Annotated in this window: 10 protein-coding genes; 7 read left to right on the top strand and 3 right to left on the bottom strand. The window is 68.1% G+C overall.

Going from position 1 to position 14,266, the window contains the following annotated elements; translation table 11 throughout:
- The first annotated feature begins 20 nt into the window (after positions 1–20).
- The 5 genes from C1925_RS13045 to C1925_RS13065 are packed head-to-tail and all read left to right on the top strand — an operon-like array spanning position 21 to position 5,084.
- Positions 21–1,388, top strand: coding sequence for an NAD(P)/FAD-dependent oxidoreductase (locus tag C1925_RS13045; RefSeq protein WP_108769262.1), 1,368 nt, complete (start codon positions 21–23; stop codon positions 1,386–1,388).
- A complete protein-coding gene (sbcB, locus tag C1925_RS13050) occupies positions 1,388–2,827 on the top strand; it encodes an exodeoxyribonuclease I (protein ID WP_108769263.1) in 1,440 nt (479 codons plus the stop codon). Before C1925_RS13045 ends, sbcB begins: the two co-directional genes overlap by 1 nt.
- Positions 2,824–3,510 carry a DUF2461 domain-containing protein gene (locus tag C1925_RS13055; protein WP_108769264.1) on the top strand — a complete coding sequence of 229 codons (687 nt, stop codon included), beginning with the start codon at positions 2,824–2,826 and terminating at the stop codon, positions 3,508–3,510. The genes sbcB and C1925_RS13055 overlap by 4 nt, the downstream gene beginning before the upstream one ends.
- On the top strand, positions 3,510–4,502 hold the full coding sequence (locus tag C1925_RS13060; protein ID WP_108769265.1) for an aldo/keto reductase: 993 nt from the start codon (positions 3,510–3,512) through the stop codon (positions 4,500–4,502). Before C1925_RS13055 ends, C1925_RS13060 begins: the two co-directional genes overlap by 1 nt.
- A 42-nt stretch (positions 4,503–4,544) precedes the next feature.
- Positions 4,545–5,084 carry a DUF2939 domain-containing protein gene (locus tag C1925_RS13065; RefSeq protein WP_108769266.1) on the top strand — a complete coding sequence of 180 codons (540 nt, stop codon included), beginning with the start codon at positions 4,545–4,547 and terminating at the stop codon, positions 5,082–5,084.
- A gap of 45 nt (positions 5,085–5,129) precedes the next feature.
- Here the strand turns inward: C1925_RS13065 and C1925_RS13070 are convergent, their stop codons facing one another.
- The 3 genes from C1925_RS13070 to C1925_RS13080 form a co-directional block, all read right to left on the bottom strand.
- Complete coding sequence (locus tag C1925_RS13070) at positions 5,130–6,074, bottom strand: 5'-nucleotidase (RefSeq protein WP_108769267.1); 945 nt, start codon at positions 6,072–6,074, stop codon at positions 5,130–5,132.
- Positions 6,075–6,122: 48 nt separating this feature from the next.
- Complete coding sequence (locus tag C1925_RS13075; protein ID WP_108769268.1) at positions 6,123–6,896, bottom strand: NAD kinase; 774 nt, start codon at positions 6,894–6,896, stop codon at positions 6,123–6,125.
- A 195-nt stretch (positions 6,897–7,091) separates the two neighbouring features.
- Positions 7,092–12,068 (bottom strand): NAD-glutamate dehydrogenase domain-containing protein, encoded by a 4,977-nt coding sequence (locus C1925_RS13080; RefSeq protein WP_108769269.1) that lies wholly within the window; start codon positions 12,066–12,068, stop codon positions 7,092–7,094.
- 275 nt (positions 12,069–12,343) lie between these two features.
- On the opposite strand from C1925_RS13080, the gene C1925_RS13085 reads away from it, so the two are divergent.
- Complete coding sequence (locus C1925_RS13085; RefSeq protein ID WP_108769270.1) at positions 12,344–13,000, top strand: TetR/AcrR family transcriptional regulator; 657 nt, start codon at positions 12,344–12,346, stop codon at positions 12,998–13,000.
- Positions 13,000–14,262 (top strand): efflux RND transporter periplasmic adaptor subunit, encoded by a 1,263-nt coding sequence (locus C1925_RS13090; RefSeq protein WP_108769271.1) that lies wholly within the window; start codon positions 13,000–13,002, stop codon positions 14,260–14,262. The genes C1925_RS13085 and C1925_RS13090 overlap by 1 nt, the downstream gene beginning before the upstream one ends.
- The last annotated feature ends 4 nt before the right edge of the window (positions 14,263–14,266 follow it).

The raw sequence follows: 14,266 nt of genomic DNA on the forward strand, positions 1-14,266 counted from the left end.
CCCTGCTTCTGGACAGTTCGTTGATCGCACACGCATCCCGCTCGTTGAGCATCATCGGTGCCGGCCTGGCCGGTTCCCTGCTGGCCATCCTTCTGTCCCGGCAGGGTTGGCGCATCACCCTGTACGAGCGCCGCGGCGACCCGCGCGTGGCCGACTACGAGAGCGGCCGCTCGATCAACCTGGCGCTGGCCGAGCGCGGCCGCAACGCGCTGCGCCAGGCCGGCGTCGAAGACGAGGTGATGGCCCGCGCAGTGATGATGCGCGGACGCATGGTGCACCCGCGCGAGGGCGAACCGCAGCTGCAGCGCTACGGCCGCGACGACAGCGAAGTGATCTGGTCGATCCACCGCAGCGACCTGAACACCACGCTGCTGGAACTGGCCGAACAGGCCGGCGCCACCGTGCACTTCCACCGCCGCCTGCACACCGTCGATTTCGATGCCGGCTACGCGCGCTTCATCGATGACCGCGACGACAGCCCGCACGACATCCGTTTCGACACGCTGATCGGTGCCGACGGTGCCGGCTCGGCGCTGCGCGGTGCGATGAACCGGCGTGCGCCGCTGGGTGAGGACATCGCCTTCCTCGACCATTCCTACAAGGAACTGGAAATCCCGCCTGCGGCCGACGGCAGCTTCCGCATCGAGCGCAATGCGCTGCACATCTGGCCGCGCGGCCACTACATGTGCATCGCCCTGCCGAACCACGAAGGCACCTTCACCGTCACGTTGTTCCTGCCGAACAAGGGCGACCCCAGCTTTGCCACGGTCAACACCGGTGCGCAGGCCGAGGCACTGTTCGCCCGCGAGTTTGCCGATACGCTGCCGCTGATCCCGAACCTGCGCGCGGACTGGGAACAGCATCCGCCCGGCCTGCTCGGCACGCTCACCCTGGATCGCTGGCACCAGGCCGGCCGCGCCGTGCTGATCGGCGATGCTGCGCATGCGATGGTGCCCTTCCACGGCCAGGGCATGAACTGCGCCTTCGAGGACTGCGTGTCACTGGCCCGCCACCTGCAGGAGGCCGACGACCTGGAAGGCGCCTTCGCCGCCTTCGAGGCCGAGCGCAAGCCGAACGCGCGCGCGATCCAGCAGATGGCGCTGGAAAACTACCTGGAGATGCGCGACCGCGTGGCCGACCCGGCCTTCCTGCTGCAGCGCGAGCTGGAACAGGAACTGCAGCGGCGCTGGCCGACGCGCTTCGTGCCGCACTACACCATGGTCACCTTCCTGCACACGCCGTATGCCGAAGCGCTGCGCCGCACGGAGATCCAGCGCGACCTGCTGGTGGCGGCCACCGCCGGCCATGATTCACTGGACAACATCGACTGGGCCACGCTGGAAGCGCAGATCCACGCACAGCTGCCGGTCCTGGAGGGCGCACACTGATGGCCGACAGCTTCCTGTTCTACGACCTCGAAACCTTCGGCCAGGACCCGCGCCGCACCCGCATCGCCCAGTTCGCGGCGATGCGCACCGATGCCGATCTCAACGTGATCGACACGCCGGTCAGCTTCTTCGTGCGTCCGGCCGATGACCTGGTGCCTTCGCCGATGGCGACCCTGGTGACCGGCATCACCCCGCAGCAGGCCATGGCCGAAGGCATCAGCGAAGCCGAGGCCTTTGACCGCATCAACGAGCAGCTGTCGCGCCCCGGCACCTGCGCACTGGGCTACAACACCCTGCGCTTCGACGACGAGTTCATCCGCTACGGGCTGTTCCGCAACTTCCACGATCCCTACGAGCGCGAGTGGCGCAACGGCAACTCGCGCTGGGACCTGCTGGACATGCTGCGGATGATGCGCGCCCTGCGCCCGGACGGCATCCAGTGGCCGCTGCGCGAGGATGGCGCCACCTCGTTCAAGCTTGAGCACCTGGCCGAGGCCAATGGCGTGCGCGAAGGCGATGCCCACGAGGCGTTGTCGGACGTGCGCGCCACCATCGGCATGGCGCGGCTGTTCAAGCAGTCGCAGCCGCGGCTGTGGGAGTACGCGCTGAAGCTGCGCGACAAGCGCTTCGTCGGCAGCCTGCTGGACGTGGCGGCGATCAAGCCGGTGCTGCACATTTCCATGCGCTACCCGGCCAGCCGCCTGTGCGCGGCGCCGGTGCTGCCGCTGGCCATGCACCCGACCATCAACAACCGGGTGATCGTGTTCGACCTGGACGGCGAGATCGACGACCTGCTGGAGCTGTCGGCCGACGTGATCGCGCAGCGCCTGTACATGCGCGCCAGCGAACTGCCCGAGGGCGTCGCACGCGTGCCGCTGAAGGAAGTGCATCTGAACAAGGTGCCGGCGCTGGTGGCCTGGAACCACCTGCGCGCCGACGACCACGCCCGCCTGGGCCTGGACGTGGCGGCGATCGAGGCCAAGGCCGAGCGCCTGCGCGAGGTTGCCGCGCAGCTGGCCGAGAAGGCCCGGCAGGTCTTCAACCAGCCGCGGCCAGCCACGGTGTCCGACGTGGATGCGTCGCTGTATGACGGCTTCCTCGGCGCCGGCGACAAGCCGCTGCTGGCCCTGGCCCGCACCAGTGCGCCGCAGCAGCTGGCCGCGCTGGAAGGCCGCTTCCGCGACCCGCGCCTGCCCGAGCTGCTGTTCCGCTACCGCGCACGCAACCATCCCGACAGCCTCGCACCGGCTGAACGCGAGCGCTGGCAGGATTACCGCCGCCAGCGCCTGCTCGGCGAGAGCGGCCTGGGCGAACTGAACCTGCCCCAGTACCAGCAGCAGATCGAGGCGCTGGCCGCCGAAGCGCCCGATGACGCGCGCCGGACCGGCCTGCTGCAGTCGCTGCGCGACTGGGGCCACCACCTGCAGGAGACGCTGTGAGCACGTATTTCTCCGACGCCAGTTTCAAGTTCCTGCGCAGCCTGGCGCGGCATAACGACAAGACCTGGTTCAACGACCATCGCCAGCAGTACGAAGACCATGTGCGGCAGCCGTTCCTGCGCCTGCTGGGTGACCTGCAGCCGGCGCTGACCGAAGTCAGCGACCATTTCCGTGCGGACACGCGCGGTGTCGGCGGCTCGCTGTTCCGCATCCACCGCGACGCGCGCTTTTCCCACGACAAGTCGCCGTACAAGACCTGGCAGGGTGCCCGCCTGTTCCACGAGCGCCGCCGCGAAGTGGCCGCGCCCTCGTTCTACATCCACCTGCAGCCGGGCGAGAGTTTCGTCGGCGCCGGCCTGTGGCACCCCGAGCCGGACACGCAGCGGCGCATCCGCCATTTCATCCTCGACAACCCGGGCAGCTGGAAGGCGGCCGCGCACGCGCCCGCCCTGCGCAAGCGCTTCGATTTCGAGCAGACCGAGAAGCTGGTGCGGCCGCCGCGCGGCTTCCCGGCCGACTTCGAGTTCATCGACGACCTCAAGCACCGCAACTGGGTGATGTGGCGCACGCTGGACGACGACACCATGACCGGCCCGCGCCTGCTCTCCACTCTGGGCAAGGACCTGGCCGCACTGGGCCCGTTCGTCGATTACCTCTGCGCTGCGCTGGACCTGGAATTCTGATGTCGCAGGAACTGCCCCTGGCCCGGCAGCGGCGCCTGCTGGGTCGCACCGGCCTGCAGGTCTCGCCGATCGGCCTGGGCTGTTCCGGCTTCTGGGGCCACCGCCGCTTCGCCGAGAGCGACGCGGCCGCCGTGGTCGAACACGCGCTGGCGCAGGGCGTGAACCTGCTCGACACCGGCCACAACTATTCGGGCTTCCATGCCGAACCGCGCCTGGGCCGCATCCTGCGCCCGCTGCTGGCGCGCGTGCCACGCGAGTCGCTGGTGGTGTCCAGCAAGGGCGGCACGCTGACCGGCCAGGCAGGCATCAGCGGCGCCGAGCAGCGCGATTTCTCCGCCGCGGCGATCACCGCCAGCTGCGAGGCCTCGCTGCGCAACCTCGGCCTGGAGTATCTGGACATCTACCAGCTGCACGGCGCCAGCGAGCACAACATCAACGATGAGCTGCTGGCCGCGCTGCAGCGCCTGCGCGAGCGCGGGCTGGTCCGCCATACCGGCATCAACACCCATTCGGCCAGCACGCTGCGCTGGATGATCGAGCACCCCGAAGCCTTCGACGTGGTGCTGCTGGACTACAACGCCCTGCAGCAGGACCGCGAGCCGCTGATCGACGCGCTGCACGTTGCCGGCATCGGTGTGCTGGCCGGTACCGTGCTGGCCCAGGGCCATCTGCTGCCGGCGCGGCCGCGCCTGCCCCGCCTGGCCGACGCCTGGTACCTCGCGCGCACCTGGCTGAAGCCGAGCAGCCGCGCCCTGATGCACAGCGCCCGCACGATGCGCCAAGCGGTGGCCTCGGTGCGCAGCCAGCACCCGGCCCAGACCGCCTTTGCCTATGTGCTGCAGCACCCCGGCGTGGCCAGCGGCATCCTTGGCACCACCCGCGTTTCCAGCCTGGACCAGGTGCTGCAGACCCACGTGCAGGCGCTGCAGGGCGCCGAGCGGCAGCGCCTGGTGGCGGCCTTCGGCGATGGCAGCGGCTCGCCCAGTCACTGACGCTTAACCCGCGGCGCCCGCAGTTGCGGCAGTCTGGGTGCCATGAAGAAGCTCATCGGCATCCTGGTTGCCCTCGTCCTGGCCGTCGTGGCCTGGTGGTTCAGCGGCCCGTACCTGGCCGTGCATGGCCTGTCCAAGGCGATCGAACAGCGCGATACCGCGCGCCTGGAGCGCTACGTGGACTTCCCGCGGGTGCGCAGCAGTCTGCGCGCGCAGCTCAACGACTACCTGGTGCGGCAGGCCGGGCCGGACGTGGCGTCCAGCCCGTTTGGCGCGCTGCTGTACGGGCTGGGTGACCAGCTGGGTGGCGCGGCGGTGGACACCATGGTCACGCCGACCGGCATCGGCGCGATGCTGCAGTGGAAGCGTGGCCGTAATGAACTGCAGGGCGGCGATGCGTTCGGCGCGACCGAACCGGCGCGGCCACTGAAGAACGCCGAGCATCATTTCGAAGCGCTGGACCGCTTCGTGGTGGACGTGCAGCGCGGTCCGGGCGAGCCGCCGATGAGGGTGGTGCTGGAACCGCAGGGCCTGCGCTGGAAGGTGGTGGACCTGCAGCTGGGGATGTCGGGCAGCCCGTAGCTCCATGCCGCTGCGCTCGCCGGGCATGGCCCGGCGCTACCGGCCTCAGCCCTCGTTGGCGACGCCGTGCGGGACGTGGCCGGCGGCCACGTGTTCGCGGGCGCTGTCGATGTTGTGCTGCGAATCATCGAAGAAGATGTCCGCACCAAAGGCCTGCAGGAACGGCCCCTTGTGGCGACCACCCAGGAACAGGGCCTCGTCCAGGCGCACGCCCCACTCGCGCAGGGTACGGATCACCCGCTCGTGCGCCGGTGCCGAGCGCGCAGTCACCAGCGCGGTGCGGATCGGTGCGCTGTCGCCGACCGGGAACACTTCCTGCAAGGTATGCAGCGCCGACAGGAAGCCGCGGAACGGACCGCCACTGAGCGGCTCGCGGGCGCGCTCGCGTTCGTGGCGGCCAAACGCTTCAACCCCCTGCTCGCGCGAAATGCGCTCGCTCTCGTCACCGAAGATCACCGCGTCACCATCGAAGGCGATGCGCAGCTGGCCGGCCGGGCGCCCCATGTCGATCTGGTCGGCCGCGGCCGCGGCGGTCTCGCCCGGCGGCTTGGGCAGGATGGTCGCTGCCGCGATGCCATGGCGCAGCGCACTGCGCACCGATTCGGGGTTGGCCGACAGGAACAGGTCGGTGCCGAAGGGCTTCACGTAGGGCCAGGTCGGCTCACCGGCGGTGAAGGTCGCACGGATGATGCCCAGCCCGTAATGCTGGATCGAATTGAAGATGCGCAGGCCGGTGTCGGCCGAATTGCGCGACAGCAGGATCACCTCGACCCGCGGGTTTTCCGGGCTGGCGCCCTGGTTCAGTGCCAGCAGCTTGCGCACCACCGGGAACGCCACGCCGGGACCAAGGATGTCGTCCTCGTGCTGGCGCTGGTACTCGGCGTACGCCGCCACGCCATCGCTCTCGAACAGCGCATGGCTTTCTTCCAGGTCGAACAGCGCGCGCGAGGTCACCGCGACGGTCAGCAGACGGGGGGAGTTGTCGCCCATCGGTGGGGGTCCTTCAAGCGATCGGCGGGGGCCGGCAGCGTATTGTCGTCAAAAAACGAACTGTTCGCTCAGGATCCGGTCTTCCAGGTTGTGTTCCGGGTCGAACAGCAGGGTGACCCGGTGCTCCTTCGACTCGCGGATGGTCACTTCCACCACGTCGCGGGTCTCGTGCGAATCGGCGGTGACGCTGACCGGGCGCTTGTAGGGATCGAGCACGCGGAAGCGCACTTCGGTGTCGGCCTTGAGGATGGCACCGCGCCAGCGCCGCGGCCGGTACGGGGCCAACGGCGTCAGCGCGATGGTGTGCGAGCCCAGCGGCAGCACGGGCCCGTGCGCCGAATAGTTGTAGGCGGTGCTGCCGGCCGGGGTGGCCACCAGCACGCCATCGCCGATCAGCTCGGCCACCCGCTCCTGGCCGTTGAGGTCGATGCCGATGTGCGCCGCCTGGCGGGTCTGCCGCAGCAGCGAGACATCGTTGTAGGCCAACGAACCGGTGCTCGCGCCGGATTCGGTCAACGCCACCATTTCCAGCGGCCGCAGGTTGGCCGGCTCGGCGCGGGCGATGCGCGCGACCACGTCATCCTCGGCGCGGTACTGGTTCATCAGGAAGCCGACGGTGCCCAGTTTCATGCCGAACACCGGCTTGCCCAGGCAGCCGTGCCGGTGCAGCGTCTGCAGCATGAAGCCGTCGCCGCCCAGCGGGCACAGCACGTCGGCCTGGTCGGGCGCGTGGTCGCCATAGCGGGAAACCATCGCCGCGCGGGCCATCTGCGCCGCTTCGGTGGTGCTGGCCAGGAAAGCGATGCGGGGGGTGTCGCTCATCGGTGGATCCGGGTGGGAGTGCCAGCAAGAGCATACCCGGTAGTGCCGGCCGCTGGCCGGCAGCCGCACGACCCAGGTTCATCGGGCTGCCGGCCAGCGGCCGGCACTACCACCTTCGCCCCAACGCAGAACGGCCCCGCTTTCGCGGGGCCGTTCCGTTTCACGCTCACCGGGCGAGGCCCGGCGTTACATCACTTACACACCATGTGCCGCGAGCTGACCCAGGCGCTGCACCGCGACCGAAACGGTCGGGTAGTCCAGGGTCTTCTGCTCGGCCAGTTCGGCCAGCATCGACAGGGTGAAGCGCAGGCTGCTGTCGTCACGACCGATCCAGCTGGCGACCTTGGCTTCAGCGCTGCTGCCCTTGGTGCCCAGCACTTGGCCGGCCAGGTTGCGGTGGTGCGCGGCCAGTTCGTCACGCAGCACGCCACGGGCAACCGCGTGCCAGCGGCCGTTGACCTCCAGCGCGTCGATCTGCTCGAACAGCCACGGCAGCTGCAGGGCATCGCCCAGGCGGAAGTGGATCTTCGACACGTCCACCGGCTTCAGCTTGCGGGTGCGGGCCAGTTCGATGATGTCGAACGCCGGCTCCAGGAAGTGCAGTTCGGCCAGCTGCTGGGCCAGCGCGGACGGCAGGCCCTTTTCCTTCCACTCGGCCACCAGGGCTTCGTAGGTCGGACGCTGCGAATCCGGCAGCACGCCCGAAGCAACGCGGATGTCGTTGAACGGACCCTGGTAGCGGTTGACCGCCTCGGTGATGCCCGGCATCGGGCCCGGGCGCGACAGCAGCCAGCGCACGAACGAACGCTGCAGCTTCCAGATCACTTCCAGTGCGTCGATCTGCACCGACTCCGGCAGGGTGCCGTCGAGGGCGTCGATCTGCGCCCACAGCGCGCGGGCATCCAGCGTTTCGCGGCTGATGGTGTACGCCTTGGCGACCTCGGCGATGGTGCGGCCGGTGTCTTCCTGCATGCGCATCAGGAAGGTGGCGCCCATGCGGTTGATGGTCTGGTTGGTCACGGCCGTGGCGATGATTTCGCGCTTCAGGCGGTGACGCTCCATCGCGTCGGCGTACTTCTTCTGCAGCGGGGTCGGGAAGTAACGCTGCAGCTCCTTGGACAGGTACGGATCTTCCGGGATGTCCGAATCCAGCAGCTGGGCGAACGCCACCAGCTTGGAATAGGACAGCAGCACCGACAGTTCCGGACGGGTCAGGCCCTGGCCGCGTGCCTTGCGCTGCGACAGCTCGGCATCGGACGGCAGGAACTCGATCTGGCGATCAAGCAGGCCCTGCTGCTCCAGGGTGCGGATGAAGTGCTGCTTGGAACCCAGGCGCTTGACCGCCATCCGCTCCATCAGGCTCAGGGCCTGGTTCTGGCGGTAGTTGTCATTGAGCACCAGGTCGGCGACCTCGTCGGTCATCGACGCCAGCAGCTTGTTGCGCTGCTCGACGGTCAGCTTCTTGGCGCGTACCACATCGTTGAGCAGGATCTTGATGTTGACTTCATGGTCGGAGGTGTCGACACCGGCCGAGTTGTCGATGAAGTCGGTGTTGAGCAGCACGCCGGCCTGGGCGGCTTCGATGCGGCCCAGCTGGGTCATGCCCAGGTTGCCGCCCTCGCCCACCACCTTGCAGCGCAGCTCGCCACCGTTCACGCGCAGGGCGTTGTTGGCGCGGTCGCCGACATCGCTGTGCTGCTCGCTGGCAGCCTTGACGTAGGTACCGATGCCGCCGTTCCACAGCAGGTCGACCGGCGCCTTCAGGATCGCGCTCATCAGGTCATTCGGCGACATCGCCTTGACGTTCTCGTCCAGGCCCAGCGCTTCACGCACCTGCGGGGTGATCTCGATCGACTTCAGGGTGCGCGGGAAGATGCCGCCGCCCTTGCTGATCAGCTTGGCATCGTAGTCCGCCCAGCTCGAACGCGGCACGGTGAACATGCGCTCGCGCTCGACGAACGAGGTGGCCGCATCCGGGTTCGGGTCCAGGAAGATGTGGCGGTGGTCGAACGCAGCGACCAGGCGGATGTGGCGCGACAGCAGCATGCCGTTGCCGAACACGTCGCCGGACATGTCGCCCACGCCGACCGAGGTGAAGTCCTGGCTCTGGCTGTCACGGCCCAGCGCACGGAAGTGGCGCTTGACCGATTCCCACGCACCACGCGCGGTGATGCCCATGCCCTTGTGGTCGTAGCCGACCGAGCCACCGGAAGCGAACGCATCGCCCATCCAGAAGCCGTGCGCGATGGCCAGGCCGTTGGCGATGTCGGAGAAGGTCGCGGTGCCCTTGTCGGCCGCCACCACCAGGTACGGATCGTCCATGTCGTGGCGCACGACATCCACCGGCGGCACGATCTTGTTGTTGACGATGTTGTCGGTGATGTCCAGCAGGCCCTGGATGAACAGCTTGTAGCAGGCCACGCCGTTGGCGAACACCGCATCACGATCACCGTTCACCGGCGGGGTCTTGGCGAAGAAGCCGCCCTTCGCGCCGACCGGCACGATGACGGTGTTCTTGACCATCTGCGCCTTGACCAGGCCCAGCACCTCGGTGCGGAAGTCTTCGCGACGGTCCGACCAGCGCAGGCCGCCACGGGCCACGGCGCCGAAGCGCAGGTGGGTACCTTCCACGCGCGGGCCGTAGACGAAGATTTCGCGGTAGGGGCGCGGCTTGGGCAGGTCCGGCACCAGGGCCGAATCGAACTTGAAGCTGATGACGTGGCCGTGCTGGCCGTTGGCGTCGGTCTGGTAGTAGCTGGTACGCAGGGTCGCGTCGATCACGCCCATGAACGAGCGCAGGATGCGGTCCTCGTCCAGACTGGACACCCGGTCCATCAGCTTCAGCAGCGCTTCGCGCGCGGCCTGCATCTGCGCATCGCGGTCACCCTTGCGGGCGTCGACCACGGTCTTCAGCACCTTGAGGGTGGCGTCGTCGCCGGCGGCCAGCACATCGAAGTGGGCCTTCAGCTGGGCCTGGCCGGCCGCGATGTCGTCCTTGCTCTCGTGGCCGGTCGCCGGGTCGAAGCGGGCTTCGAACAGTTCCACCAGCAGGCGGGCCAGCAGCGGGTAGCGCGAGAAGGTGCCTTCCACGTAGGCCTGCGAGAACGGTACGCCGGTCTGCAGCAGGTACTTGCAGTAGCCACGCAGCATGGCGACCTGACGCCAGTGCAGGCCGGCGGCCAGCACCAGGCGGTTGAAGCCATCGTTCTCGGCATCGCCGTGCCAGACGCGGGCGAAGGTCTCGCCGAAGGCTTCATCGACGCGGCCGGCGTCGATGGTGCCGGCGGTCGATTCAACCTCGAAGTCCTGCACGTACACCGGGGCGTTGTCGACCGACAGGCGGTACGGACGCTCGGCGATCACGCGCAGGCCCATGTTCTCCATCATCGGCAGCGCGTCCGACAGCGGGATGTCATCCAGCTGGCGGTACAGCTTCAGGCGCAGGCCATCGCCGCTTTCGCGCGGCACGGCCTGCAGGCTCAGGCGCAGGTCGTCCGGGCCGGTCAGGGCGTCGAGCTGGCTGACATCGTTGGCGGCAACGGCGGTGCTGTTGTCTTCGATGTAGCCGGCCGGCAGCGCCTTGCCGATGCGGGCAGCGATGCGCAGGCCTTCGGTCTCGCCATGGCGGGTGACCAGCGCTTCACGCAGGTCGTCCTGCCAGTTGCGCAGCACCTGGGCCAGCTTCTGCTCCAGTTCGGCGGTATCGACGTCGAGCATTTCGCCCGGCTTCGGGCGCACGATCAGGTGCACCTGGGCCAGCGGCGATTCGCCCAGCACGACCGAGCTGTCGACGTACTCACCGTGCAGCGCTTCCTTGAGCATCGCTTCGATGCGCAGGCGCACGTCGGTGTTGAAGCGTTCGCGCGGCAGGTAGACCAGCGCGGAGATGAAACGGCTGTACTTGTCGCGGCGCAGGAACAGGCGGCTGCGCACGCGCTCCTGCAGGCCCAGCACGCCCATGGCGGTGCGGAACAGTTCGTCCTCGCTGGACTGGAACAGTTCTTCGCGCGGCAGGGTTTCCAGGATGTGGCGCAGGGCCTTGCCGCTGTGGCTGGCCGGGGCCAGGCCGGACTGGGTCATCACGTATTCGTGGCGCTGGCGCACCAGCGGGATTTCCCACGGGCGACGGTTGTAGGCGCTGGAGGTGAACAGGCCGAGGAAGCGCTGCTCGCCGATGATCTTGCCCTTGGCGTCGAACTCCAGCACGCCGATGTAGTCCATGTAACCGGCGCGGTGCACGCGCGAACGGGCATTGGTCTTGGTCAGGATCAGCGCGTCCTTCAGCCCGGACGTGGTGTTCAGTCCCTGCGCGGCCAGCGTCTTGACCGGACGGGCGGCGGACTTGTCCTTGCCGCGCATCAGGCCCAGGCCGGTGTCGTTCAGCGGCGCCAGCACGTCTTCCTTGCCCTGCTTCTCGACGCGGTATTCGCGGTAGCCGAAGAAGGTGAAGTGGTTGTCAGCGGCCCAGCGCAGGAACTGCTGTGCTTCGGCACGCGAGGCATCGTCGACCGGCAGCGTGCGGCTGCCCAGGTCGTCGGCCAGCGCCAGCGCCTTGTCCTTCATCGGCTGCCAGTCGCGCACGATGGCGCGCACTTCATCCAGCGCCTTGTTGATGGCCTGCTCGATGGCGGCCATGGCTTCGGCCGGCTGGCGGTCGATCTCCATCAGCATCACCGACTCGGCATCGCCCTCGCCGACCTTGGCCAGCTTGCCGGCCTTGTCGCGGGTGAAGCGCAGTACCGGGTGGCCCAGCACGTGCACGCCCACGCCCTGCTCGGCCAGCGACATGGTCACGGTGTCGACCAGGAACGGCATGTCGTCGTTGATGATCTGCAGCACGGTGTGCGGCGATTCCCAGCCATTGGCCTTGGCGGTGGGGTTGAACACGCGCACGTTGGCCTTGCCGGCCTTGCGTGCACGGGCGAACTCCAGGGTATCTGCCGCCAGCGCCGCCCACTCTTCAGCGGTGTGGTGCGGGAACTCGTCCGACTCCATGCGCTTGTAGAACGCGGATGCGAATGCCACTGCCTCGGCCTGCGCGGCCGCGGGGTAACGCTTGCGCAAGGCCGTATACACCGGCTCCAGGGAGAAACCAGCGGTCACTGCGACCTCCGACTCAGCTGGCTTGGTTTTGTTTTTCACGGTCTTGGCTGCGGTTTTTTGCGGTTTCATGGCAGAGCGAGGCGCTTGCTCAGTTGGGAAAATGAAATTGTAGCCCTGTTGCAGGAAAAGGCCTTGCTGCAGGACGGAATAATGAAATGCCGGGTTTGCTGCGGTTTAGACGCCTATTCAGTTCGCACGGGTATGGCGTCCACCACCAGCATCGCGTTACCGACAGGATCGGCAAACCGTGTTACCGGAATAAGCGCGCACGGCGCCCGGTATCGGGACGGACAGGACTATTGGCACGATTCCACAATCCTGAACTGGACGGTATAGTCCACCGCGTGAACCCGGCCTACCTCCCCGCTGCCCTGGATGCGCGCGATCAGCGCGTGTTCGATGCCGTGCGCGAACTGCTGGCCCACCAGGGCATGCAGATCAGCATGGATGCGGTGGCCCAGCACGCCGGCTGCTCCAAGCAGACGCTGTATTCGCGCTACGGCAGCAAGCAGGATCTGCTGCGGCGGGTGATGCAGCGCCACGTCGGCCACGCCACCGGGGCCATGGTTCGTGCACTCCGCACTGACGACCTGCGTGCCAGCCTTCTGCAGTTCGCCATCGACTTCCTGGAGCATTTCAACCAGCCGCACGTGGGACAGGCCTGCCGGGTGATCGCCGCCGATGCCGCGCAGTTCCCCGACGAGGCGCGTACGCTGTACCGGCATGGTGCCGGCGCTTTGACGCTTCATCTTGCTGAATGGATTGAAACCGTTTGCATGCGTGGCCAGCTCCGGCATGACGACCCGCACTTCATGGCCGAACTGCTGCTGAGCATGATCGCCGGTCAGGATTTCGACAAACAGCGTTTCCATACCCCCCATCGCGATGACGCGCAGCTGCGTCGGCGCTGGGCAGAATTCTCGGTCGACAGCTTCCTGCGCGCGTTCGCGCCAACGCCGTCGCCGGCCCCCACTACAAACCAACCCCGGAGTTCCTCCTGATGACCGCCCCACTCCGCACCCTTGCCTTGACGTGCGCCGTTGCTGTCGCGCTGGCCGCCTGCAAGAAGCCGGAACAGCAGACGCCCCCGCCGCCGGAGGTGGGCGTGATCGACGCCAAGCCGCAGACCCTGCCGCTGCAGCGTGAACTGGTCGGCCGCCTGTCGCCGTTCCGCAGCGCCGACGTGCGCGCGCGCGTGCCGGGCGTGCTGCTCAAGCGCGTCTACCAGGAAGGCAGCGAGGTCAAGCAGGGCCAGACCCTGTTCCTGATCGATCCGGCGCCGCTGCGCGCCAGCCTCAACGCGTCCGAAGCACAGCTGGCCTCGGCCCGCGCGACCTATGCCAACGCCAAGGTCGCCGCCGACCGCGCCCGCTCGCTGGCGCCGCAGCAGTACGTGTCCAAGTCCGACCTGGACAGCGCCGAAGCCGCCGAGCGCACCGCGCTGGCCGCGGTGAAGCAGGCCGAAGCCTCGGTCACCTCCTCGCGCATCAGCCTGGGCTATGCCGAAGTGACCTCGCCGATCAGCGGCGTGGCCAACAAGCAGCAGGTCACCGAAGGTGCCCTGGTCGGCCAGGGTGACGTGACCCTGCTGACCACCGTCGACCAGCTGGACCCGCTGTACGTGAACTTCTCGCTGAGCGTGGACGAACTGAGCCAGCTGCGTGCGCAGCAGGCCCGTGGCGCCCTGGCCCTGTCCGGCGACGGCAAGGCCACCGTCAACGTCAAGCTGTCCGACGGCACCGCCTATGGTGAAGCCGGCACGCTGGACTTCTCCTCGACCACGGTCGACCCGACCACCGGTGCGGTCTCGCTGCGCGCGGTGCTGCCGAACCCGCAGAAGATCCTGCTGCCGGGTGCCTTCGTCAGCTTCCAGGCCAACCTGGGCGAGCGCAACAACGCCTTCCTGATCCCGCAGCAGGCCCTGCAGCGTGACAGCGCCGGCGGCTTCGTGATGGTGGTCGGCGCCGACGGCAAGGTCGTGCGCAAGAACGTGAAGACCGAAGGCGCACAAGGTGGCAACTGGATGGTCAGCGACGGCCTGGCCGCCGGCGACAAGGTCGTGGTCGCAGGCGTGCAGAAGGTCAAGGAAGGGGCGCCGGCCACGGCCAAGCCCTGGACCCCGGGCCAGGATGCCAACGGCCAGCCCGCCGCCGGCGGTGCAGCCCCGGCAGCGGCAGCTGCAGGCGGCGCCGACAAGGCGCCGGCCAAGCCCGAGGCGGCCGACAAGGCCGAGCCGGCCGCCACCGAATCGAACAAGCAGTAACGGG

The organism is Stenotrophomonas sp. SAU14A_NAIMI4_5, assembly GCF_003086795.1.
GTDB lineage: Bacteria > Pseudomonadota > Gammaproteobacteria > Xanthomonadales > Xanthomonadaceae > Stenotrophomonas.